This window comes from Ruegeria sp. CDSA020 (assembly GCF_059612345.1).
In genome coordinates this window covers 414,183-436,801 of sequence record NZ_JBXWQK010000003.1, presented here as the reverse complement: position 1 = coordinate 436,801, position 22,619 = coordinate 414,183, and the positions used below count along the sequence as shown (strand labels likewise).

Sequence of the window (22,619 nt, the reverse complement as noted above, 5' to 3'; positions counted from 1 at the left end):
TCCGGCGTAGCTCAGCGGTAGAGCAGTTGACTGTTAATCAATTGGTCGTAGGTTCGATCCCTACCGCCGGAGCCAATCTTCCAAAATCTTTACGACTATAGAAACACCCTGCCTCAGGCCGTGCGCCATAACTCAGGGCAGATGATAAACAGTTTCAAAGGTTCATCTTCTAATTTTCCCATTCCCTTCAACTCAAAGTTGAGGGATAAGTTCCCAATTACATTTGCATTGAAGGACTTAGTCTGGGCCCAAGTTATTAGCAGGCTCAGGTGAACTTGAGATAAATTGAAAGAAGATTTTATGCCGGTCACGCTTGTCCCAAAGCCAAACCAGGCAGATCAGAAACGCCACTGGCAAGTCGCGAAACGGACATACGAGCATAAGGAAGTATCATGAAGCAGGTGAACTGTTTGATCATAGGTGCTGGCTTTGGCGGCATTGGTATGGGCCACCAGCTCAGACAAGCGGAAATCGACAGCTTCGCAATACTCGACAAGGCCACTGAATTTGGGGGCACTTGGCAGCATAACACCTATCCCGGTGCGGAATGCGATGTGCCCTCGCATTTGTATTCTTACTCTTTCAGCAAAACGCCGAACTGGAGCCGAAAATGGTCGGGACAGAAAGAGATTCTGGATTACATCCGGGATTGTGCGGAAACATTCGGAGTGATAGCGCATTTACGCCTTGGCTGCGCCGTCACTTCAGCAAGCTTCGATCCGACAAGTGAAATGTGGACTGTAACGACCAAGGGCAATGGAGATGAAACCTATCTCTGCCGCCACGTGGTTTGCTCGGTTGGTCAGTTGCACTTTCCCAACCGTATTGGGATACCGGGGATGAAACTCTTCGGGGGAACCATATTCCATTCTGCCGAATGGCGCCATGATATCGACCTGAAGGACAAATCGGTTGCCGTGATTGGAAATGCAGCCAGCGCGCTGCAGTTCATCCCAGAGATCGCCAAACAGGCACGCAGTCTGACAGTTTATCAACGCACGGCAAATTGGGTCATGCCCAAAGGCAACAAGACCTATGGCGAGAGCTTCAAGTCGCTGATGCGTTCGATGCCTTTCCTTCAAAAACTTTATCGTTTCCGCCTTTGGGCCGAGAATGAATTCAAGATCTTTCCAGTCATGAAAGGATCGAAACTGCACGAGATGCTGATGCAGAACATACTGAACCGGCATCTGGAAAAGACGATATCGGACCCAAAACTCCGCGAGGCGCTTCGGCCCAAATACCCGCCCGGCGCGCGTCGTCTTTTGGTCTCGGACAGCTACTATCAGACTTTAAACCAGGACAAGGTTGAGTTGGTGACGGACGGAATCGACTGTTTCACCAAAGACGGGATCAAGACCACAGACGGTACCGAACGCAACCATGATGTGGTCATTCTTGGCACTGGGTTCCAATCCAACCCCTTCCTGCAAGCTATTGATATCAAGGGACGTGATGGTATATTGTTGCGCGATGTTTGGGATGAAGGTGGTGCGCGGGCCTATCTTGGCATCTCGGTTCCCAAATTCCCTAATCTGCACATTATTTACGGACCAAACACAAACCTTGGCCACACGACGGTACTGGCCATGATCGAAGCGCAAATCGGTTTTGTCATCCAACTTATCAAGGCTGCCGATCACGGCACGATCGAAGTAAAACCTGAGGCGGCATTGCGTTTCGATGACGAGATGCAACAGCGTCTTGCCAAAAGTCAGTGGGCGCGGATCAAGCGCAGCTATTACAAAGATGGCGAGCGGATAACCACCAACTGGCCCGGCAGTTCATTCGAGTATTTCAGGCGCACGAGGAAACCCAAACTGGCAGATTTCAGGCGTGGAACTTCAGAAGGCTGAGGGGCTATAGATCTACGTTCGCCGCGAAGTCAGAAAACCCGGCAAACCATCGCGCTTGTGTCTGCCAGACCAGTGATCTTGCGCTAGGTACTCAGCACATCTTTGAAGTCTTCCCGCAGGTTGCGTTTCAGGATCTTGCCAGTCGCGTTCAGTGGCAGCGCGTCCACAAAGACTACCCTGTCCGGGATCTGCCACTTGGCGATCTTACCACCAAAAAACGCCAGCAATTCTTCTTCGCTTGGGTTTGCCCCCTCGGCTTTCACCGCCACAAGAACGGGCCGTTCGTCCCATTTCGGATGCGGCACACCCACAACGGCTGCGCCTGCCAGCTTTGGATGTGCCACCGCGATATTTTCGAGCTCGACCGAACTGATCCATTCACCGCCGGATTTGATGATGTCCTTTGAGCGATCTCGGATCGTCATATACCCGTCCGGGTCGAGTGTCGCAACGTCGCCAGTGGCAAACCAACCGTCTTGCAGCAGACCCTGATCCTGCATCATGAAATAGCTGTCCAATACCCAGTATCCGCGCACCATCAGGTCTCCCTGTGTTTCACCGTCGCGCGGAAGCTCATTGCCGAGATCATCAACGATTTTCAATTCGACCCCATAACAAGGACGGCCCTGACTTTCCCGAAGCCCATACTGCTCTTCTTTGGGCAGTTTTCCATGTTTCGCCAAGGGCTGGTTCGCGGTTCCCAGCGGGCTCATCTCGCTCATCCCCCAGGCGTGGACTGTATCGACACCATAGGTTTCGCGGAACGTCTCGATCATCGACGGCGGACATGCGGCCCCACCAATAACCGTGCGCTCAAGGCTGGACAGTTGACTGCCCGACTTCTTGGCAGAGGCCAGCAGACCCTGCCAGATCGTCGGCACGCCCATGGCCAGTGTCACCCCATAGCTGTCAATCAAATTGACCAATGCCTCACCATGCAAATCTGGTCCCGGTAATACCATCCGAGACCCCGACATCGCGCAAGCGTACGGCGATCCCCAAGCGTTCACATGGAACATCGGCACAACTGGCAGTACCACATCCATCGCCGAAAACCCGATCACGTCACGCGTGTTGGATCCAAAACTGTGCAAAACTGTCGAGCGATGGGAATAGAGCACCCCCTTGGGGTTTCCGGTTGTGCCCGAGGTGTAACAAAGGCTTGAGGCTGTGTTTTCGTCCAGTCTGGGCCATTGAAAGCCGGAATCACCGGTTTCGATCAGCTCATCATAGAACTGCACCCCTGGAACCTGCGCGATTGCGTCATCATTCCGCGGACCCATTAACACGAAATGCTGCACCTCTGTCAGTTGGTCCTTCAAAGCGGCGACAAGCGGGATGAATGTGGCGTCGAAAAACAGAACCCGGTCCTGCGCATGATTGATGATATAGGTCAGCTGCTCTGGAAACAGCCTGGGGTTTACGGTGTGGCAGACGAATCCAGCACCCGAAGTGCCATAGTAGATTTCCAGATGGCGGCGGTTGTTCCATGCCAATGTCGCTAGCCGAGCGTGCGGTTCCAGCCCAAGACCTAACAGTGCAGAGCCCAATTTTCGCGCGTTCTCGGCGACTTGCGACCAGTTTGTTTCAGTCAAACTGCCGTCAGTTTCGACAGAATATATCTCGGTTTGGCCATGATAGCGATCGGCATGCTCGATCAGTGACGAGATCAGCAACGGTTGCGTCATCATTTGTCCCAGCATGGACATCCTCCCTGTGTCGGGGCCGCTTTTTGCAGCACCTTCTTGTTTGCCACGCATCTTTGGCTGTTGGCGCGGTCAAAAGAAATCCTGCCAAGCATTTAATTGTCTGACAATAGAAGAATGCGTCATGCAAGGGCTGCAAAGCTGGCTTTTATTCGGTTTCCCGGTGCAACATGGCATAGGCAACAAGGGCGGCGGTTGACCCGTCTTTGGTCTCGGTACCTTCTGCACCGTCCACGATTGGCCCCAGTGAAGTCGCCAGTTCCTTGCCCAGTTCAACGCCCCACTGGTCAAAAGAGTTGATCCCCAACAGGACCCCTTCGACGAATACGCGATGCTCGTACAGGGCGATGATCTGCCCCAGAACAAAAGGCGTTAACTTGGGGTACATCAGCGTGGTCGAGGGACGATTGCCAGCAAACACCCGATGTCGGGCCTGACGTTCGCATTCTTCACCCGTCAACCCTTTGTCGGCCATGCGCTGCCGCGCCTCGTCCAGCGATCGGCCGCGCATCAGCGCCTCGGACTGGGCCAGACAGTTGGCCAGCAGCAGACGGTGATGGTGGGTCAGCTCGGGCTCATGTCCCTCGGCAGCGACCATGAATTCGCAAGGGATAACGTCTGTGCCCTGATGGATCAGCTGATAAAACGCATGCTGACCATTGGTACCAGGCTCACCCCAGACCACCGGACCCGAAGGAATGGTCAGCGCGCAGCCGTCCATGGCAACGGATTTGCCATTCGACTCCATCTCGAGCTGCTGAAAATATGCGGGCAAGCGCAGGAGACGCTGATCGTATGGCAGTACGGCCCGGCTGGCATATCCCAGAACCTGCCGATGCCAGACACCGGTCAAAGCCAACATCACCGGCATATTCTCGGACCAATCGGCGGCGCGAAAATGCACGTCCATTGCCTGTCCACCGCGCAAAAACGCGTCAAAGGCCGTCGAGCCTACGGCAATCATCACCGGCAGGCCCACAGGCCCCCAAACCGAATAACGCCCGCCGACCCAATCGGCGAAACCAAACACGCGCTGTTCGGGAATGCCAAAGGCCTGAGTCTTGTCCAAAGCACTGGAAACCGCAGCAAACTGTCGGGCCGGCTCCCCGCCGCCATCGACCATCCAGGCGCGCGCGGTGCGGGCATTGGTCATGGTTTCAATGGTCGTGAACGTCTTGGACGCGACAATCACAAGTGTCCGCGTCGGATCCAGCTGCCGTAGAACATCGGCAATATGTGCCCCGTCTACATTCGAGACATAGTGCAGCCGCGGCCCGTCGTGATACGGAGCCAGCGCATGCGTAGCCATAACCGGTCCCAGATCAGACCCACCAATTCCGATATTCACCACATCGGTAAAGCTGCCCCCTGCCCCGGACACGGCCCCCCCACGGACCTCTTCGGCAAAGACACGCATCCGCTGCAGCGTATCCAGAACGCCAGGCATGACATCCAGACCATCCACGTCGACCGGACCGCCATCCAGATTCCGCAATGCCGAATGCAGAACCGAGCGTTCTTCGGTTTCATTGATCTTGGCACCCGCAAACATCGCGTCGCGCCTGTCGGCAAGCCCCGCCTCGTCGCATAGGCGGATCAGGGCTGCGCGAATATCTGCGTCAATCTGCGTCTTTGAATAGTCAAACAGCATATCGCCCGTTGAGGTCGAGAAAACCTGTGCCCGATCCACGTCTTGTTCAAACAAGTCCAAAATGGAATGACCGCCATCTGACGCAAATGCCTTGAGAGTATCCAGGTTCATAACTCTACTCCGCCCAATGGACCGTCATGCCGCCCAACACAGCAGCAATCGGCGCCTCTTTGGGATGCAGGGACATGGCCCGGTCCAGCGCCTTGCGTTTGGTTTCCCCAAAAATCACCAGATGCTTAGACAATGCGCCGTCCAAGACCGGAGCCGTTAATGTAATCCGCGCCTCGGGCTGAACTTCGGGTCGGGCCACGGCCAAAGGTGGCGCATGCCCGTCCAATGCGGCCGCCAACCCGTCCATCCCCGGAAACAGCGAGGCGGTGTGCATATCTTCGCCCATACCCAGCATGAGAACCGAAAGAGGCAGCACAGGCGCAATCAAGCTTTCAATTTCGGGCAGCACCGATTCCGGATCTTTGCCATCCAGATACAGCGGCACATATTGCGCGACCGAGGCGCGATTGGTCAGCAAACGCTCTTGGATCAGCCGCGCATTTGCGCGATCGCTGTCGCTGGGCACGCACCGTTCATCCGTTGGCAGAATTCGGACCCGGTCCCAATCCAAATCAGCGGCACACAATCCGTCAAAGACCGGCCCGGGTGTGGTACCGCCCGGCACAGCAAAAGAGACCAGATCGTGATGCAGCAGCGCCGCCTTAAGATCTCCGGCGATAGCATTGGCCACGTCGATGGCTAGCATATCCCGGTCGGCGTATTCCTGAATTTTCATGGGTTTATCCCTTGCCAACGGCGACCGTCCCGTTTCATCAGCAGCTCGGCGTCGCCCGGCCCAGTGCTGCCGCTCTCATAAGGTTTCGGCACATCGCCACGCGCCTGCCATCCTGCGATGATCGGGTCTGTCCAGGCCCAGGCGGCCTCGACCTCATCACCGCGCATGAACAGCGTCTGATTGCCTCGGATCACATCCATCACCAGACGTTCATAGGCGTCTGGCGGGTCCTGGTTCTCGGCGCCCAATGCCTCGGCAAAGCTCATGTCCAAGGGCACGTCGACCAAACGCATGCCGCCTTGCCCGGGCTCTTTGATCGTCACTTTCAGCGTGATGCCCTCATTTGGCTGCAGGCGGATCGACAGCGCATTCGCATGACGCCCGGCATCCGCTCCAAAGATCGAGTGCGGCGCGTCTTTGAACATCACATTGATCACCGAAGACCGGGCCACAAGGCGCTTGCCCGTGCGCAAGTAGAACGGTGTTCCTGCCCATCGCCAGTTGCTGATATGCGCCCGCAGCGCCACATAGCTTTCCGTGGTCGAGCGCGGATTTCCAACCGCTTTGCGGTAACTTGAACTTTCGCTCTCAAACTGCCCCCGCACGATATGATGTGGCTTTACCGGGTCCAGAGCGCGAATGACCTTGAGCTTTTCATCACGCACCGCGTCCGGGTCAAACTTGGCCGGAGGCTCCATCGCGATCAGACACAAAAGCTGCATCAGGTGGTTCTGCATCATGTCGCGCATCGCACCGGCGCGCTCGTAATACTCTTCACGGCCGTTAATTCCGACGGATTCGGCTACGGTGATCTGGATATGGTCGACATACTGGCTGTTCCAAAGTGGTTCGAACAACATGTTGCCGAACCGTACAGCCATCAGGTTTTGGACGGTTTCCTTGCCCAGATAGTGGTCGATTCGATAGATTTGACTTTCCCTGAAATGCGCGGCCAGCGTGGCATTCAAAGCCCGCGCACTTTCCAGATCATGGCCAAAGGGTTTTTCAACCACGATCCTCGTCTGCGGCGTTGTCAGATCATACGCCTCGATCCGTTCCGCGAGAGGACCAAACAACCGCGGCCCCACCGAAAAATAGAACGCCCGAACCCGATCCGGCTGAAGTTTCTGCGCAAGCTCGGCCCAGCCATGATCCGCAACAGCATCCAATGTCACATAATCAACCCGCTGCAAAAACGCGTTCAGTGCAGCGGTGTCCTGACTGTGTCGTCCGGCATGTGCCTCAAGCGAGTTGCGGACCAAATTGCGGAACTTGTCACGGTCGTAATCCGTTCTGGCCGCCCCGATTACTTGCGCGCCTTCAGCCCACTGGCCAGCACAAAACCGGCGAAACAGAGCGGGCAGGATTTTACCCTGCGCCAGATCGCCGGTTCCGCCAAAAATGACCAGATCAAAGGGGTCTACAGGTATGACGCGAGAAACCATGTGTTTTCCTTACCTTGCCCTATGCTCAATGTCCAATGTTAGCGCAACCATTTTTGCGGATTTCCGCGACATCAATTCTCTGTCAGTTCACCCATGTCTCACTTTGCGAAACGGTCTGAAACCTCTAATTCAAGGTGACAACAGAAAAGAACCGGAAACCGGAATGAAAGACAACGCCCCTCAGATCGTCAATATCGGCAAGTTTCAAAACAAATTGGTGACAGCGGATGGCCAGACTCGTGCCTCGGTGGCGTTGACCAACCCCGAGACGCTCTGGTTCAATACCGGGACTCTGTGCAACATCGAATGTGAGAACTGCTATATCGAAAGCAGCCCGACCAATGATGCGTTGGTCTATATCTCGGCGGGTGAAGTGCGGGACTATCTGGACCAGATCGAAGACAGAAACTGGCCCGTGCGTGAGATTGGCTTTACCGGTGGTGAGCCGTTCATGAACCCCGACATGATCGAGATGGCGCGCGCGGCTCTGGAACGCGGCTATGAGGTGTTGATCCTGACCAACGCCATGCGGCCAATGATGCGCCAAAAGATGCGCGAGGGATTGACTGAACTTCAGCGCGACTACGCTGGGAAACTGACGCTGCGGGTATCGCTCGACCATTATCGTGCCGACCTGCACGATAAGGAACGTGGCAAAGGCAGTTTTGACAAAACCGTGGAAGGTATGAAGTGGCTACGCGATGGCGGATTCCGGATGGCTGTTGCCGGCAGAACCGTATGGGGCGAGGACGATGAAAAAAGCCGTCAGGGATATGCTACGTTATTCAACCACCACGGGTTTGGCATCGACGCGCATGACCCTGCGCGAACGGTCCTTTTCCCTGAAATGGACGAAACCGTCGAAGTGCCGGAAATTACAACCGCCTGCTGGGGTATCCTGGACAAATCACCCGCGACTGTGATGTGCGCAAGTGCCCGGATGGTGGTCAAACGCAAGGGCGCTGAAAAACCGGCCGTTCTGGCCTGCACGTTGCTGCCTTATGAGCCGGAGTTCGAGATGGGGCATACGCTGGCTGAGGCGGAAGCGGACGTGCACCTTAACCATCCACATTGTGCCAAATTCTGCGTCCTGGGCGGGGCCAGCTGCTCGGGTTGATCAGTTCAGTTCCGGCGATTTCCAGAATTTTGTACCCGACGCGCCCGCTGCCACGCGCCACCCTGTCTTGGACAGTTCAAAAAAGGATCGACCGTCGGTGAATCGCACGGATTCCGTCGTGTTTTCGTCGCCGTACATGGCACCGGTTTCGGCGGTCGCGTCATAGCCTTGAGTGATGAACTTATCCAGATCAGCAGCTGTTTCGAACATGATCACAAACTTGGATTCAAAGCCGCCGATGCCGATCGCGCCACCCACGCCGCCTGTTCCCATGTTCATATATGTGTGCTGGCCGGTATCCTTTGAAACCGCCACACCCCGCCCATACCCAGCCGAGACTGGAAACACCGTAACCTTGCGCGAGTCGAACACGGCATAGCCGGCACAGACCTCGTACAGTGATTGCGCTTCGGGATTTTCGGCCAGCAACTGATCCAGAATCTGCGTGGCCAATGTGTCCAGCTTGGCGCGCGTCTCTTCCGGAGTGGCCTCATTGCTTAGCAATTCGGTGGTCGAGTCGACCGTACCCTCAACAGCTTTCGCGCCTTTATCGATTGTCTCGCCAACGGTTTCGGCCCCTTGCCCTACAACGTCAGCCGCGTTTGACGCGCCTTTTTTGATCTTGTCCAAAACTCCCTCAGCGGCGACTGACCCACCAAGCAAAACGGCGGCGACAAACAGCAACATTCTGGGCATGGGACATTTCCTTAGCTGATCAATGGTTTGGACACGACCCTAGCCTAAGAAAATCAAATGGAACACGCCCTTTCGTTACACAGCCAATAATCTGTCAGGGCGGCTAATTCACCCGAAACTCGCCAACTTGATTGCGCCACTCTCCGGGCGCGATCATCTTACGGTGGGTGAATTTTACGGAATGTAAGGGGCCTTCGATCTCTCGCTGCCAGAAATCAATGAACTCGAACAGTTTCGGATGATCCGGCGCCAGATCGTATTCCTGCCAGATGAAGGTGTTCAGAACATGGATATAGTCGGGCATGTGGTAGAATAATTCCGCCGTTGTCAGCCCATATCCTTTAAGCATCAATTCCGTTTCGCTGCGCTCCATTTCGACCTCAATATTAATTGCAAGGTCCCCCTATTGTATCACGAAAACACCCTAATCCTTAGTTAACAATATGTTACCGTGATGTTACCGGAGTTTCTCACTTGCAAAATGGTTGCTTGCTTGCACCTTATGTGCCGGGTCTGATAAGGTGTATCCACAAGATATAGAGTCTGCATACAGAACGGGCAGTTTACGTGAGCGATACGCCAGAAGTTCCTGAAAATATGGATGAAAACCCACCAGAACGCCCCGTTTACGGTGGCCCGACGGTCTCCATCGAATCCGAAATGCGCACGTCCTATCTGGACTATGCGATGTCGGTCATTGTTAGCCGTGCGATTCCTGATCTGCGCGATGGGTTGAAACCGGTACATCGGCGCATCCTTTACGCGATGCACGAGACCGGAAACACCCATGACAAATCCTATCGCAAATCGGCCCGTCCGGTCGGCGACGTAATGGGTAAATACCACCCACACGGCGACAGCGCGATCTATGACGCGTTGGTGCGGATGGCTCAGGATTTCTCGATGTCGCTGCCGCTGCTGGACGGTCAGGGCAACTTTGGCTCGATGGACGGCGATAACCCGGCGGCCATGCGCTATACCGAAGTGCGGATGGACAAGCCCGCCGCCTCTCTGCTGGCGGATATCGAGAAAGACACCGTCGATTTTCAGGACAACTATGACGGTAAAGACAGAGAGCCGACAGTTCTGCCCGCACGGTTCCCGAACATGCTGGTCAACGGCGCTGGCGGCATTGCCGTGGGCATGGCGACCAATATCCCGCCGCACAATCTTGGTGAGGTGGTCGACGCCACCCTCGCCCTGATCGACGATCCCGATCTGACGTCCGAGCAGCTGATCGAATATGTTCCAGGCCCCGACTTCCCGACCGGCGGCGTAATGCTGGGCCGGTCTGGCGCGCGCAAAGCCTATCTGGAAGGTCGCGGCAGCGTCATAATCCGCTCGAAGACCCGCGTCGAAGAGATCCGTAAAGACCGCTATGCCATCGTGGTTGATGAGATTCCCTATCAGGTGAACAAGGCTTCGATGATCGAAAAGATCGCCGAGGCCGTGCGTGAGAAGAGGATTGAAGGCGTCAGCCACGTTCAGGACGAATCCGACCGTAACGGCGTACGCGTGGTGGTCGAACTCAAACGTGATGCCACGCCCGAAGTTGTTTTGAACCAGCTTTTCCGTTTCTCGCCGATGCAGACCTCGTTTGGCTGCAACATGCTGGCGCTGAATGGTGGCCGGCCCGAGCAGTTGACCCTGCGCCGGTTCCTGACCTCCTTCATTGACTTCCGCGAGGACGTCGTCGCCCGTCGCACCGCCTACGACCTGCGCAAGGCCCGCGAACGCAGTCACATCCTGTGCGGTCTGGCCGTGGCTGTGTCGAACGTGGATGAGGTTGTCGCCACAATCCGGTCATCCGCTGACGCGGCGCAAGCGCGAGAAAAGCTGATGACCCGTCGCTGGCCCGCGGCTGAGATCGAAAGCTATCTGCGCCTGATCGACGACCCTCTGTCCAAGATGAACGACGACGGCACCTATAACCTGACCGAAGTTCAGGCCCGCGCGATCCTCGACCTGCGTCTGCAGAGATTGACCCAGATCGGTGTCAAAGAGGTTACAGACGAACTGGAAGAACTGGCGGGTAAGATCCAGGAATACCTGGATATTCTGTCCTCGCGAGAGCGCATCATGTCGATTATCGGGGATGAGCTGCGCAGCGTGCGTGAACAGTTTGCCGTGCCCCGTCGCACCGAGATCGTCGATTGGTCCGGCGACATGGAAGACGAGGACTTGATCGAGCGTGAGGATATGGTCGTGACCGTCACGTCGGGCGGCTACATCAAGCGTACTCCGCTGGCCGATTTCCGGGCGCAAAAACGTGGTGGCAAGGGCCTGTCGGGAATGCAGACCAAGGAAGAGGACGTCGTTACCAACCTCTTCGTGGCGAACACGCATACACAGTTGTTGTTCTTCACCACTGACGGGATGGTCTACAAGCTCAAAACCTGGCGTCTGCCGCAATCCGGGCGCACTGGCAAGGGCAAGGCCATTGTCAACATCCTGCCGATTCCGACCGGGGTTTCGATCGCGGCGATCATGCCCGTGGATGTGCCGGACGAAGAATGGGAAAACCTGCAGATCATCTTTGCCACTAGCGCAGGCGATGTGCGCCGGAACCGACTGTCGGATTTCACCAATGTCCGCCGCAACGGCAAGATTGCGATGAAATTGCCCGAAGGCATCGAACTGGTGAATGCACGCATCTGCTCTGAAGACGAAGATGTGATGCTGGTCACCAATTCGGGCCGCGCAATCCGGTTCCGCACCACTGATGTGCGCGTGTTCAACTCACGCGAATCCACCGGTGTTCGGGGTATAAGGCTGAGCGGTGGCGACCGTGTCGTCTCGATGTCGGTGATCCGCCACTTTGAAGCTGATCCGGATGAACGCGCCGCCTATCTCAAGATGCGCCGCGCAGTGGCAGGCATCGCCGATGACGGTGAGACGGATGAGGATGAAGCAACCCCCGACACCATCACGCAGGAACGCTATGCCGAAATGTCCGCTGCCGAAAACATGATCCTGACGATCACCACGGGCGGTGCAGGCAAGCTGAGCTCCAGCCACGACTACCCGGTCCGCGGACGCGGCGGCATGGGTGTTGCGGCGATGGACAAGGCAATGCGCGGCGGAGCACTTGTGGCCTCGTTCCCGGTCGATATCGAAGATCAGATCATGCTGGCCACGTCCAAAGGTCAGTCGATCCGGGTCCCGATCGAAGGCATCTCGTTCCGCTCGCGGTCAGCAGGTGGCGTGAAGGTGTTCAACACCGGCAAAGGCGAAGAGGTTGTCAGCGTCGCCTGGATCGCCGATCAGGGTGACGAGGAAACCGAAGAAGAGTAAACACCATACTGGTGGGAACAGGGCGCCGCTCCATCGGGGTGGCGCCCTTTTTTATGCGCGCACCAGATCATCCACGAGCCAAAGACGGTCCTGCCCCCAAATGCTTTGTCCTGCAATGTGGAAACTGGGAACACCCCACAGGCCGGTCTCTTGCAGTCTTGCCTGATTGGCTTCAACCCGGTCGCTCCAGCCATGTGTGCCCAGGCAAGCGCGTGCCTCGTCCCAGTTCAACCCGGCTGCTGCAACGATACGCGCCAGGCCGTGATCCGTCTCTGGATCAACTCCTTCCGACCACACAGATCGCATGAAGACCGAGCAGAATGCAGCCATCTTCCCCTGGGATTCGGCATGATCCAGCAGGGAATATCCACGCTCCACACCCGCGCCCAACGGATCACAGATACGCCCGAACGGAATGCCCAACCTACGCGCCTCACGCGCGCAATCGCGTAGGATATAGCCCGATTTGACCGTGGGAACTGGCAGTCCACGCATCAGCATCGGCAGGACTGGCCGCAGGATCAGACGGGCGCTGTGACGGTTGGCAAGGGACTGAACACGGTCAAAGGCCAAGTAGGAATACGGGCTGCGGAACGAGAAAAAGAACTCCAGCTCTTTGCCGGCTGCGTTGCTGATTTCCGGTGAGGGATTTGGCGGAGCTATGATCGGTGGCGCGCTTTTGCCAAGCCCGGCCCCCTGCAATCTTTCTTCTAGGTAATGCAGCCGATCCAGACCCCAATACCATTCCCCGCCATAGTAGAACGTTCCGCCAAGATAGTGCCCCAAGGCTGCCAACGCACTGTCACCGGCATGCAGAGCCTTTGATGGGTCGATGGCCGTGCCCAATGGCAGATCACTGCCAGACAACAGAGCCCTGTTGACCCTATCCAGTTGGGCGGCAAAGTCCGACGCATCAAGGCAGGCCGCCAACAGACCATTGGCTTGCGCCTGCGCTTCAGCGCTGCACTTCAGTGGCACCTCCAACCCAAGTTTTGTCGCCAGCCGCGACGCGTCAGCAATCGCATTCTGCCGATGGGCGTCTGCGTCGGGAATTGCTTCCGATGGCGGCCCCGAGATCAGATGCGGGCGCAGCTTGACCCGGTAGCGGTCCTGAAACAGCGAAAGTATCTGCGCGGTCAGATGAGAAAAAGGATCAGCAACATCGTGGAAATAGTGCACCTCATGACCGGTGCCACGCACCCTGCGGCGAACCTCATGCGCCTGCCGTCGTGCAGTCAGAACCGCTTGGCTTGTGATGATCTGAGCAAGCCGGGATTTTACTTTGCGGTCAAGGGACAAAGGGCTCTCCGAGTGAGTGCTTTGCCTGCCACTTTAGCCGTGACCGCGTAAAAGACCACGCGCTTACACGGCAATGTGAGCAGGCATATCTAGACCCCGTAAAGCGCCCCGAATTTTGCCTCGAGATAGGCCAGCAGAGGTTCCGGCCCCGGCTCCATACCGCTGGCGCGTTGGATGATGTCGCGGGGGGCGAACAGGCCACCATGGCGCTGCACGTTGTCGCGCAACCAACCAGTGGCACCCGACGTATCGCCTATGGCCAGCTGGGCGTCCAGATCAGGCAGTGCGGACCTCAGGGCCTGGTTCAGGCATCCGGCATAGACATTGCCCAGCGAGTAGGTCGGGAAATACCCGAACAGACCGACGGACCAATGGACATCCTGCAGACACCCGTTCGAGGGCTTATCAACCGCATAGCCGAAATCCGCCTTGAACCGGTCATTCCATGCGCCCTCAAGGTCGCTGACCTGCAGATCACCGCTCATCAACTCGCGCTCAAGGTCAAAGCGCAGCATGATGTGCAGGTTGTACTGCACCTCATCCGCCTCGGTGCGGATATATCCATTATGGACCCGGTTGACCGTGGCATAGAACGCATCGGCATCGGCGACGCCGAAATTGCCAAAAGCCTCGACCATCTGGCCAAACAGCCAGCCAGTATAGGCGCGTGATCGACCCAGTTGGTTTTCGTAAATCCGGCTCTGGCTTTCATGCACGCCCATCGACACGCCCTGCCCCAGCGGGGTCAAAAGGTAGGCTGGGTCGATGCCCTGTTCATAGGCGGCGTGGCCGACCTCGTGAATGGTTGAATAGAAACAGTTGAACGGATCGGTCTCGCTGGTGCGCGTGGTGATCCGCACGTCCAATCCGCTGCCCGAGCTGAACGGGTGAACGGCCTTGTCGACCCGGCCAGTGTTCAGGTCGTAACCGAATCCGGTGGCCAGCTTCTGTGACAGGCGCATCTGGGTCGCTGAGTCAAACGTCCCAGTCAGGGCGGCCGGTCCGGGCTGATCCAGTACGGCTGCTCGCAATGCCACCAGACGCGGACGCATCTGGTCAAAGATCGCAGCGATCTGAGTGCCGGTCGTATAGGGCTCGTAATCTTCGACCATGGCGTCATAGACATCGCCGCCCTGTGCCAGGGCCTGACCTTCCTGACGTTTGAGCGCCACAACCTCTTCCAGTACGGGCAAAAAGGCCGCCACATCCTCATCGGCGCGCGCCTGTGCCCATGTGCCCTGCGCGGCTGAGGTAACGCGTGCGATGGTCTTGGCCAAATCGGCGGGCACTTTCACGGTCCGCTCATAGGACCGGCGTATCTCGCGCAGTTGCGCGCGGGCGACATCGTCCTGCGGGTCGGCCTGCTCCAGCCACTCTGCCACACGCGGATCAGACCGTCGGGCATGCAAAACAGCTTCGATCGCGGCCATTTCTTCTGCGCGCTGCGGTGCTGCGCCGCGGGGCATCACTGTTTCCTGATCCCATCCCAGACGCCCGGCAATCTGACCAAGTGCCGAGGTTTCACGTTGGAAGGCCATCAGTTCATCATAGGCAGTCATCTGGGTCAGGCTCCGCGGATCGAAGTTGCGATGGGATAGGCTGTCAGGAAGCGCGCACGCAGGGTCAGAGTCCACACGATCACGGCCATGAACTGGTGGAAAATGGCGATCTGCCAGGGGGCCGCGTAGATCACGGTCATGATCCCAACAACCACCTGCAGCGACAAGGCTGCGAACATCGTGTTGAAGGCAAAGCGCGTTTGCGGATGCGCACTGGAATTGCCACGACGCCAGACAACGATGGCAAAGATGAACAGCAGATAACCCGCGCAACGATGGATGAACTGCACAAGCCCGGGGCTTTCGAAAAAGTTCCGCCACATCGGTTCCAGTATCGCCGCGTCCGGCGGGAAAATCTGCCCGCCGATCAATGGCCAGTCGGTATAAGACCGCCCAGCGTCGATACCTGCGACAAGTGCACCGATGAGGATCTGCAGGAATGCGAAATGCATCAGGCCGGTAGACAGGGAAAACAGTTTGGCCTCTTTCGCGCGGCGGGCTTGCATCAGGTCACGCTCATCCCGGCCAAGTTCGAACATATACCAGGCGAGGAAACCCAAGATCACAAAGGCCAGACCCAGATGGATCGCCAGGCGATAGCTGGCAACGGCGATCATCCCCTCGCCCTGCGTCACGCCTGACGCAACCATCCACCAGCCAACCGCTCCCTGAATCCCACCCAAAGCACCGGGGATCATCAGCTTGCCGGTCCAGCCCGTTGGTATCTTGCGGGCAATAAGGAACCCGAAAAATCCAAGTGCCCATACCAGCCCGATCACACGGCCCAACTGCCGGTGGCCCCATTCCCACCAATAGATGGACTTGAAATCCGCAAGCTCCATCCACTGGTTCTGGATGCGCCACTGGTCGATTTGCTTGTACTTGTCGAACTCGGCCTGCCAGTCGGTTTCGGTCATCGGCGGGACAGCCCCGGTGAGCGGGCGCCATTCGGTGATCGACAGCCCGCTATCGGTCAGGCGGGTCAGCCCACCCACCGCAATCATCACAACCACAAGCGCAAACAGGATCATCAGCCAGGCCCGGATAGCCTTACGCGCACCACCGCGGCCCCGGTCAATCATACCAGGTTGAACCGCTTGTTGTTTTTCAGAGTCTGAGACCTCTTCGAAGATGCTGCGCTTGCCGCTCATGCGTTCCTCATGTGTCTTGAATTTCGTTGCAAGCTAGGACCACCATGGGACGAGGTCCAGCCTTACCCTTTGTCTTTCCAACGGACCATCTGACGCATGACCCCGTGCAACATCTGCACATCCGCCCGCGTCATCCGCATCCGTGACCACAGATTGCGCAGATTGGTCTTCATGCTTTCGGCTTTTTCAGGCGGGTAAAAGAACCCCGCCTCTTCCAGCCGGTCTTCATAATGTTCGACCAGCTTTTCGACCTCGATGCCTGTGGCCCAGTCGCCTTTGCCCAGATCGGTTGCCTCATGCACGACGTCGCCTGTCTGGCGCATCCACTCATAGGCGGTCAGCAACACGCATTGTCCAAGGTTCAATGAGGCATATTCCGGATTCACCGGGACCGAGATGATGGCATTGGCCTTGGCGATATCCTCATTCTCAAGCCCTGCCCGTTCCGGGCCGAACAGCACGGCGACTTTTTCGCCCGCAGCGACCTTTTCGGCCGCGATCTGCATAGCGCGTTCGGGGCTGAAGACCGGCTTGGTCAACCCGCGCTGGCGGGCCGTAGTAGCAAAGACATAGGTACTGTCAGACAGCGCGCCAGCCAGATCGTCAAACAGCTGCGCCTCATCCAGCAGACGGCCCGCCCCACTGGACATGGCCACCGCCTTGGGGTTTGGCCAGCCATCACGTGGGGCCACGATCCGCATCCGGTCCAGCCCGAAATTCCACATCGCCCGCGCGGCGGCACCGATGTTTTCACCCATCTGCGGGCGTACGAGCACAAAAGAGGGCTGGGATTTGTCGCTGGGCATGGTTGTCTCCGAAAACTGCGCCTGCTGTAATCGCCGCGCCAACGCAGGGCAAGCCATTGGCGGCGCCAATTCTGCCTGAAACAGGCATAAAAGTTTGCTTCCGACCCGCAATCCGCTAAACCGCGCAAAAGACTTAAAGCTAAGGACGCGCCGATGGACACCCCCGAGCAGCCGCAGATTTACCTGATCACCCCGCCGACCATCACGTTGAGCACGTTCCCCGACCAACTGGCCCGCGTTCTGGACAGCACCGAAATCGCCTGTATCCGACTGGCCCTTGCGGGAAATGACGAGGATACGATTGCCCGTGCCGCTGATGCCTGTCGCGAGGTGGCACATACGCGGGACGTGGCGCTGGTGATTTCCAACCACGTCCTGTTGGCGCAGCGTCTGGGTCTGGATGGGGTGCATCTGGATGATGGCGCGCGCTCGGTCCGGTATGTGCGTAAGGAATTGGGTGCCGATGCCATTGTCGGCTGCTTCTGCGGCACCTCCAGCCATGATGGCATGTCGGCTGGTGAGGCCGGGGCCGATTATGTGACCTTTGGCCCGGTTGGCACGTCCTCCTTGGGTGACGGAACCGTGGCCGAGCACGATCTGTTCCAGTGGTGGTCCGAGATGATCGAAGTGCCGGTTGTGGCAGAAGGTGGCCTGACCCCCGAATTGATCCGCGACCTCAGCCCCTTCACCGATTTCTTTGGCATCGGGGATGAGATCTGGTCACAGGATGACCCGGCCGCTGGACTGAACGACCTGATCACCGCCATGGGCTGAGCAGGATGTGAGCGTTAACCCTTGCACCCACGCCGGGGCTGCGGCATGACGTCGACATGACTCAGAACAGCGAAATTCTTTGTATCGGTTCTGTCCTGTGGGACGTGATCGGACGTTCTGCTAGCGCCATGCGGCAGGGGTCGGATGTTCCCGGCAGGATCACCCGCCTGCCCGGAGGCGTGGCAATGAACATTGCCATGACGCTGGTGCGGTTTGGCATGACGCCCACCCTGTTGACCGCCATTGGCCGCGATCCCGAAGGGGATGAGCTGGTCAATGCCTGCGCCCGGCTGGGGATGGTAACGGATCACATCTATCGCTCGCAGGACCTGCCGACCGACCGATATATGGCTGTCGAGGGCGCCAATGGATTGATTGCCGCGATTGCGGACGCCCATTCACTTGAGGCTGCAGGGGCAAAAATTCTGAAACCCCTGATGCAAGGCCCATTAGGCACAGAGACCATGCCATTTGATGGTCCTGTTGCTTTGGATGGCAACCTGACGCTGTCGCTTTTGGAAGAAATCGCGCAAAGCCCAGCCTTCGCCGGAGCCGACCTGCGCGTGGCACCGGCCTCACCCGGCAAGGCCGATCGCCTGCTGCCTTTCCTCAAACATGCCCGCGCGACGCTTTATGTGAACCTCGAAGAGGCTGGCATCCTGTGCCAGCGCGAATTCGCGGATTCGGCAAGCGCCGCCAAGGGGCTACTGGATCGCGGCGCGCTGCGCGTGCTTGTGACCGATGGCGGCAGTTCAGCAACTGTTGCCAGCGCTGAGGAAATCTTGACCCAAAAACCCCCATCCGTTCTGGTCACCCGTGTGACCGGCGCAGGTGATACATTCATGGCGGCGCATATCGCATCCGAGGCCACCGGTGCCCCAAGCGATGAGGCCCTTTCACGTGCCCTGCATGCCGCCGCAACTTACGTTTCCGGAGAAACCCCACTGTGATCAACATTCAATATTCTGCCGAGGTTCGCGCCGCCAAAGACGCAGGCCAACCCATCGTTGCGCTGGAAAGCACGATCATCACCCACGGTATGCCCTACCCGCAGAACATCGAGGTTGCGGCACAGGTTGAACAAGACATCCGAGAGGCGGGCGCTGTGCCAGCCACCATGGCGGTGATCAATGGTACGCTTCACGTCGGTCTGGAAGCCGAAGAGTTGAGAGCGCTGGGCCAAGCGCATGGGGTCGCCAAACTGTCCCGTGCCGATATGGCCGCCTGCATGGCAACCGGTGGGACCGGTGCAACAACGGTCGCCGCAACCATGATCGCCGCCCATCACGCCGGGATCGACGTTTTCGCCACCGGCGGTATTGGAGGCGTCCACCAAGGGGCTGAGACCTCGTTCGATATCTCTGCTGACCTGCACGAATTGGCCCATACCCCGGTCACGGTTGTTGCCGCAGGCGCCAAAGCCATCCTCGATCTGGCCAAGACGCTTGAGGTTCTGGAAACACTGGGCGTTCCGGTCATTGCCTATGGCCAGGACGAATTTCCGGCCTTCTGGTCGGCAAAATCCCCGCTGGCAGCCCCTCTGCGCATGGACAGTGCGGAAGACATCGCGCACGCACATGCGACCAGACGCGCGCTTGGCCTGCCCGGCGGCCAACTTGTCGCCAATCCGATCCCGGAGGCCGATCAGATCCCATCCGAGGAACTGGCCCCGATCATCGCCTCGGCACAGGCGGATGCAGATGTGCATCGGATCAGCGGTAAAGGGGTTACGCCCTACCTGTTGCAACGGATTTATGAGCAGACCGAAGGTCGTTCTCTGACCGCTAATATCGCATTGGTCCGCAACAATGCCCGTCTGGCAGCCGGGATCGCCCGCGCCCTGTCCGCCAAGGCGGATTAACATATAGCTATTGTACCAAGGCCAAGGACTGCTTAACTAAATTCGCAAGCCACTCAGGACCGTAATGAACACTCCTTTTGACGAAGAACCCAACCGACAGCCCGGCCTGTTCTCAAGGCTGCGCGCGTCCTTTCTGACGGGCATCGTCGTTATTGCTCCGGTGTGGTTGACGATCTGGCTGATCTGGTCTGTTGTCGGCTGGATCGACAGTGCGGTTCTGCCGCTGGTTCCCCACCAATTCCAGCCTGAACAATATGTTGGCATCAACCTGCGCGGTGTAGGTGTCATCTTTTTTCTGGTGTTCACCGTCGTGGTTGGCTGGGTTGCCAAGGGCATCCTGGGCCGATCCTTTATCTCGTTCACCGAAAGCCTGGTGAACAGGATGCCAGTCATCCGGTCCATCTATTCAGGCATCAAGCAGATTTCCGAGACCGTCTTTGCCCAGACTGAACGGTCATTTGAAAAAGCCTGTCTGGTTCAATATCCGCGCCGTGGCATCTGGGCCATCGGGTTCGTCTCGACCACCGCTAAGGGAGAAGTCAACGAACGCGCAGAAGCGGGTGGCGATCTGTACAGCGTGTTCATTCCGACGACACCCAACCCGACATCGGGGTTCCTGCTGTTCTTTCCGATAGAGGACGTCATCCTTTTGGACATGTCGATCGAAGATGCCGCCAAACTGGTGATTTCGGCCGGTCTTGTTTACCCGAACGACAAAGACCCGACCCAGCCACCAGAATGACTATCCAAACATTTCCGGCAGATTGACCGTGCTGCGTGCACCCAAATCGGCCTTGTGATCTGTCAAAAACTGATCAGCTGCATTGCGGCCAGCTTCTTTGAGCTTATGCAGGACCACAGGGTTGGGCACTGTCTTGGTCGCGACCGAGAGGTCATTCATCAACGCGTCATCGGCAATCATGTGAACCAGAACGCGGCTCATTTCGCCCGCTTTCAGCTTGCCATCCTCCAGCAAGCGCTGAACGAAGCTTATGGCCCTCAGTTCCCGAAACAGCGATGAGTTAAAGCCGATCTCATTGATCCGGTTCTGGATTTGCTGCGGCGTCTTGGGGATTTCTTCCCGTTCCAGGGGGTTGATGTTCACGATCACCACGTCCTCGGGCAGATCGGAATTGAACAAGGGATACAGAGCTGGATTACCGGTATATCCGCCATCCCAGTAAGCCTCGGTCCGGCCCGATTTTGGATCGAATATCTCGACCGCCTGAAACAAGGTTGGCAAACAGGCGGACGCAAGGATGGCCTCAGTCGACAGCTCATCCCCTGTGAACACCCGAATCTTTCCGCTGCGCACGCATGTCGCGCAGACATACAGACGCGGACCTTCGGCAGCGCATATTTCATCGAAATCAAAGCGCTTAACCACGGGCTCCAAGGGGTTACGGTAGAACGGCCCATAGGCATAAGGCGATACCAACCGCGACCAGGCGTCGCCTACAGCAAACGGCAGCGAATTTTCGATGGACTGTGCGATATGTGAGGGCTCAAACGCACGCATCCAGTTGGTCAGGTTCGTATCATCGACGGCCCCCATACGGGCCCAGAGCGCATCCAGATTGGTGCGCGCGCCCTCCCGGCCGCCCCGTACCATGCCAGACTTATAGGCCGCACCGTTCAGTGCGCCTGCCGATGTTCCCGTGATCGCCGCGACTTCGATATCATCTTCGTCCAGCAGACGATCCAGCACACCCCAAGTGAACGCTCCGTGCGCGCCGCCGCCCTGCAAAGCCAGATTGATACGTATCACTGCCCTACTCCCCAAGGCTCAGAGCGCGGTCCACCCGCCATCAACTGAAATCGTAGTGCCGGTGATCTGCGCCGCCGCATCCGAGCACAGAAAGATCGTCGTACCGCCCAGTTGTTCGACCGTAGCGAATTCTTTCGAAGGTTGCCGCTTTAGCAGGACATTCTTCACGACATCCTCACGGCTCATATCGTATTCTTTCATCGTATTGGGTATCTGCTCTTCGACCAGCGGCGTCAGCACATATCCCGGGCAAATCGCATTACAGGTAATCGGCTCTTGTGCGGTCTCGAGGGCTACGGTTTTGGTCATCCCGACAACACCGTGCTTGGCCGCGATATAGGCGGCTTTGAAAGGCGATGCCGTCAACCCATGGGCCGATGCAATATTCACCACCCGTCCCCAGCCCGCCTTGCGCATCATCGGCAACGCGGCGGCAGTGGTGTGAAAGGCCGAGTTCATGTTGATCGCAATGATCGCGTCCCATTTGTCGGTTGGAAACTGATCAATCGGCGCCACATGCTGAATGCCGGCATTGTTGACCAGGATATCGCAGGCTCCAGCCTTTTCGATCAGCGCCCGACACTCGTCACCCTTGGACATGTCCGCTTTGATATAGCGCGCGTTGGTTCCGGTTTCCTGCCCGATCTCTGCGGCCAGAGCATGATCTTCGTCGCGGTCAGTAAACGAATTCAGCACCACATCCGCCCCGGCCTTGGCCAGCTCGCGGGCGATGCCCAGCCCAATGCCCGAATTCGATCCTGTGATGATTGCTGTTTTGCCTGAAAGACTCATGGGTGCTCTCCGTCAGATTCCGTGTTGACGGCACAGTGCCATGCTGCACCTGCAAAG

The 22,619-nt window shown here is 57.5% G+C and carries 19 protein-coding genes and 1 tRNA gene; 8 read left to right on the top strand and 12 right to left on the bottom strand.

The window, feature by feature from the left end; genetic code table 11:
• Nucleotides 1-75: transfer RNA gene (locus AC2FJW_RS07600), tRNA-Asn, on the top strand.
• A gap of 317 nt (nucleotides 76-392) precedes the next feature.
• A complete protein-coding gene (locus AC2FJW_RS07595) occupies nucleotides 393-1,856 on the top strand; it encodes a flavin-containing monooxygenase (protein ID WP_496749687.1) in 1,464 nt (487 codons plus the stop codon).
• An 83-nt stretch (nucleotides 1,857-1,939) separates the two neighbouring features.
• On the opposite strand, the gene AC2FJW_RS07590 is transcribed toward AC2FJW_RS07595, so the two are convergent.
• The 4 genes from AC2FJW_RS07590 to zwf form a co-directional block, all read right to left on the bottom strand.
• On the bottom strand, nucleotides 1,940-3,559 hold the full coding sequence (locus AC2FJW_RS07590; RefSeq protein WP_496749686.1) for a long-chain-fatty-acid--CoA ligase: 1,620 nt from the start codon (nucleotides 3,557-3,559) through the stop codon (nucleotides 1,940-1,942).
• A gap of 151 nt (nucleotides 3,560-3,710) precedes the next feature.
• A complete protein-coding gene (pgi, locus tag AC2FJW_RS07585; protein ID WP_496749685.1) occupies nucleotides 3,711-5,324 on the bottom strand; it encodes a glucose-6-phosphate isomerase in 1,614 nt (537 codons plus the stop codon).
• Nucleotides 5,325-5,328: 4 nt separating this feature from the next.
• A complete protein-coding gene (pgl, locus tag AC2FJW_RS07580) occupies nucleotides 5,329-6,000 on the bottom strand; it encodes a 6-phosphogluconolactonase (protein ID WP_496749683.1) in 672 nt (223 codons plus the stop codon).
• Nucleotides 5,997-7,445 (bottom strand): glucose-6-phosphate dehydrogenase, encoded by a 1,449-nt coding sequence (gene zwf, locus AC2FJW_RS07575; RefSeq protein WP_496749682.1) that lies wholly within the window; start codon nucleotides 7,443-7,445, stop codon nucleotides 5,997-5,999. Before zwf ends, pgl begins: the two co-directional genes overlap by 4 nt.
• 163 nt (nucleotides 7,446-7,608) lie before the next feature.
• Here zwf and AC2FJW_RS07570 point away from each other — a divergent pair, with 163 nt between their 5' ends.
• Nucleotides 7,609-8,562: a radical SAM protein gene (locus tag AC2FJW_RS07570; RefSeq protein WP_496749680.1), complete on the top strand. Its 954-nt coding sequence runs from the start codon at nucleotides 7,609-7,611 to the stop codon at nucleotides 8,560-8,562.
• Here the strand turns inward: AC2FJW_RS07570 and AC2FJW_RS07565 are convergent, their stop codons facing one another.
• Together AC2FJW_RS07565 and AC2FJW_RS07560 are read right to left on the bottom strand one after the other, a co-directional pair.
• Nucleotides 8,563-9,258 (bottom strand): lipid-binding SYLF domain-containing protein, encoded by a 696-nt coding sequence (locus AC2FJW_RS07565; RefSeq protein ID WP_496749679.1) that lies wholly within the window; start codon nucleotides 9,256-9,258, stop codon nucleotides 8,563-8,565.
• Between the two features lie 103 nt (nucleotides 9,259-9,361).
• On the bottom strand, nucleotides 9,362-9,631 hold the full coding sequence (locus AC2FJW_RS07560; protein ID WP_142633572.1) for an usg protein: 270 nt from the start codon (nucleotides 9,629-9,631) through the stop codon (nucleotides 9,362-9,364).
• 224 nt (nucleotides 9,632-9,855) lie between these two features.
• Between AC2FJW_RS07560 and gyrA the strand changes: the two genes are divergently transcribed.
• Nucleotides 9,856-12,552 carry a DNA gyrase subunit A gene (gene gyrA / locus AC2FJW_RS07555; protein WP_496749696.1) on the top strand — a complete coding sequence of 899 codons (2,697 nt, stop codon included), beginning with the start codon at nucleotides 9,856-9,858 and terminating at the stop codon, nucleotides 12,550-12,552.
• A 51-nt stretch (nucleotides 12,553-12,603) separates the two neighbouring features.
• Here gyrA and AC2FJW_RS07550 read toward each other — a convergent pair whose 3' ends face one another.
• From AC2FJW_RS07550 to AC2FJW_RS07535, 4 genes are all read right to left on the bottom strand, one after another.
• Nucleotides 12,604-13,851 carry a DsbA family protein gene (locus AC2FJW_RS07550; RefSeq protein WP_496695588.1) on the bottom strand — a complete coding sequence of 416 codons (1,248 nt, stop codon included), beginning with the start codon at nucleotides 13,849-13,851 and terminating at the stop codon, nucleotides 12,604-12,606.
• An 89-nt stretch (nucleotides 13,852-13,940) separates the two neighbouring features.
• Complete coding sequence (locus AC2FJW_RS07545; RefSeq protein WP_496691171.1) at nucleotides 13,941-15,410, bottom strand: carboxypeptidase M32; 1,470 nt, start codon at nucleotides 15,408-15,410, stop codon at nucleotides 13,941-13,943.
• A 5-nt stretch (nucleotides 15,411-15,415) separates the two neighbouring features.
• Nucleotides 15,416-16,561: a heme A synthase gene (ctaA, locus tag AC2FJW_RS07540; RefSeq protein WP_496691170.1), complete on the bottom strand. Its 1,146-nt coding sequence runs from the start codon at nucleotides 16,559-16,561 to the stop codon at nucleotides 15,416-15,418.
• Between the two features lie 62 nt (nucleotides 16,562-16,623).
• The gene (locus AC2FJW_RS07535; RefSeq protein WP_281972025.1) at nucleotides 16,624-17,367 is read right to left on the bottom strand and encodes an RNA methyltransferase; all 744 of its coding nucleotides are present in this window, start codon (nucleotides 17,365-17,367) and stop codon (nucleotides 16,624-16,626) included.
• A gap of 153 nt (nucleotides 17,368-17,520) precedes the next feature.
• Here AC2FJW_RS07535 and AC2FJW_RS07530 point away from each other — a divergent pair, with 153 nt between their 5' ends.
• The 4 genes from AC2FJW_RS07530 (at nucleotide 17,521) to AC2FJW_RS07515 (ending at nucleotide 20,744) form a co-directional block, all read left to right on the top strand.
• Nucleotides 17,521-18,141: a thiamine phosphate synthase gene (locus tag AC2FJW_RS07530; RefSeq protein ID WP_496749678.1), complete on the top strand. Its 621-nt coding sequence runs from the start codon at nucleotides 17,521-17,523 to the stop codon at nucleotides 18,139-18,141.
• A 56-nt stretch (nucleotides 18,142-18,197) separates the two neighbouring features.
• Nucleotides 18,198-19,091 carry a PfkB family carbohydrate kinase gene (locus tag AC2FJW_RS07525; protein ID WP_281972023.1) on the top strand — a complete coding sequence of 298 codons (894 nt, stop codon included), beginning with the start codon at nucleotides 18,198-18,200 and terminating at the stop codon, nucleotides 19,089-19,091.
• Nucleotides 19,088-20,002, top strand: coding sequence for a pseudouridine-5'-phosphate glycosidase (locus AC2FJW_RS07520; RefSeq protein WP_496749677.1), 915 nt, complete (start codon nucleotides 19,088-19,090; stop codon nucleotides 20,000-20,002). Before AC2FJW_RS07525 ends, AC2FJW_RS07520 begins: the two co-directional genes overlap by 4 nt.
• 64 nt (nucleotides 20,003-20,066) lie before the next feature.
• Nucleotides 20,067-20,744 (top strand): DUF502 domain-containing protein, encoded by a 678-nt coding sequence (locus AC2FJW_RS07515; RefSeq protein ID WP_142633557.1) that lies wholly within the window; start codon nucleotides 20,067-20,069, stop codon nucleotides 20,742-20,744.
• Here AC2FJW_RS07515 and AC2FJW_RS07510 read toward each other — a convergent pair whose 3' ends face one another.
• Both AC2FJW_RS07510 and AC2FJW_RS07505 read right to left on the bottom strand, forming a co-directional pair.
• Nucleotides 20,745-21,770 carry a patatin-like phospholipase family protein gene (locus tag AC2FJW_RS07510; protein ID WP_496749676.1) on the bottom strand — a complete coding sequence of 342 codons (1,026 nt, stop codon included), beginning with the start codon at nucleotides 21,768-21,770 and terminating at the stop codon, nucleotides 20,745-20,747.
• Nucleotides 21,771-21,788: 18 nt separating this feature from the next.
• Nucleotides 21,789-22,562 (bottom strand): 3-hydroxybutyrate dehydrogenase, encoded by a 774-nt coding sequence (locus tag AC2FJW_RS07505; RefSeq protein WP_142633555.1) that lies wholly within the window; start codon nucleotides 22,560-22,562, stop codon nucleotides 21,789-21,791.
• Nucleotides 22,563-22,619 lie beyond the last annotated feature (57 nt).

Excerpts from the sequence above, each read along its gene's own strand:
- AC2FJW_RS07595 (WP_496749687.1), top strand. The coding sequence starts at position 393 with ATGAAGCAGGTGAACTGTTTGATCATAGGTGCTGGCTTTGGCGGCATT.
- AC2FJW_RS07590 (WP_496749686.1), bottom strand. The coding sequence starts at position 3,559 with ATGCTGGGACAAATGATGACGCAACCGTTGCTGATCTCGTCACTGATC.
- pgi (WP_496749685.1), bottom strand. The coding sequence starts at position 5,324 with ATGAACCTGGATACTCTCAAGGCATTTGCGTCAGATGGCGGTCATTCC.
- pgl (WP_496749683.1), bottom strand. The coding sequence starts at position 6,000 with ATGAAAATTCAGGAATACGCCGACCGGGATATGCTAGCCATCGACGTG.
- zwf (WP_496749682.1), bottom strand. The coding sequence starts at position 7,445 with ATGGTTTCTCGCGTCATACCTGTAGACCCCTTTGATCTGGTCATTTTT.
- AC2FJW_RS07570 (WP_496749680.1), top strand. The coding sequence starts at position 7,609 with ATGAAAGACAACGCCCCTCAGATCGTCAATATCGGCAAGTTTCAAAAC.
- AC2FJW_RS07565 (WP_496749679.1), bottom strand. The coding sequence starts at position 9,258 with ATGCCCAGAATGTTGCTGTTTGTCGCCGCCGTTTTGCTTGGTGGGTCA.
- AC2FJW_RS07560 (WP_142633572.1), bottom strand. The coding sequence starts at position 9,631 with ATGGAGCGCAGCGAAACGGAATTGATGCTTAAAGGATATGGGCTGACA.
- gyrA (WP_496749696.1), top strand. The coding sequence starts at position 9,856 with ATGGATGAAAACCCACCAGAACGCCCCGTTTACGGTGGCCCGACGGTC.
- AC2FJW_RS07545 (WP_496691171.1), bottom strand. The coding sequence starts at position 15,410 with ATGACTGCCTATGATGAACTGATGGCCTTCCAACGTGAAACCTCGGCA.
- ctaA (WP_496691170.1), bottom strand. The coding sequence starts at position 16,561 with ATGAGCGGCAAGCGCAGCATCTTCGAAGAGGTCTCAGACTCTGAAAAA.
- AC2FJW_RS07535 (WP_281972025.1), bottom strand. The coding sequence starts at position 17,367 with ATGCCCAGCGACAAATCCCAGCCCTCTTTTGTGCTCGTACGCCCGCAG.
- AC2FJW_RS07530 (WP_496749678.1), top strand. The coding sequence starts at position 17,521 with ATGGACACCCCCGAGCAGCCGCAGATTTACCTGATCACCCCGCCGACC.
- AC2FJW_RS07525 (WP_281972023.1), top strand. The coding sequence starts at position 18,198 with ATGACTCAGAACAGCGAAATTCTTTGTATCGGTTCTGTCCTGTGGGAC.
- AC2FJW_RS07515 (WP_142633557.1), top strand. The coding sequence starts at position 20,067 with ATGAACACTCCTTTTGACGAAGAACCCAACCGACAGCCCGGCCTGTTC.
- AC2FJW_RS07505 (WP_142633555.1), bottom strand. The coding sequence starts at position 22,562 with ATGAGTCTTTCAGGCAAAACAGCAATCATCACAGGATCGAATTCGGGC.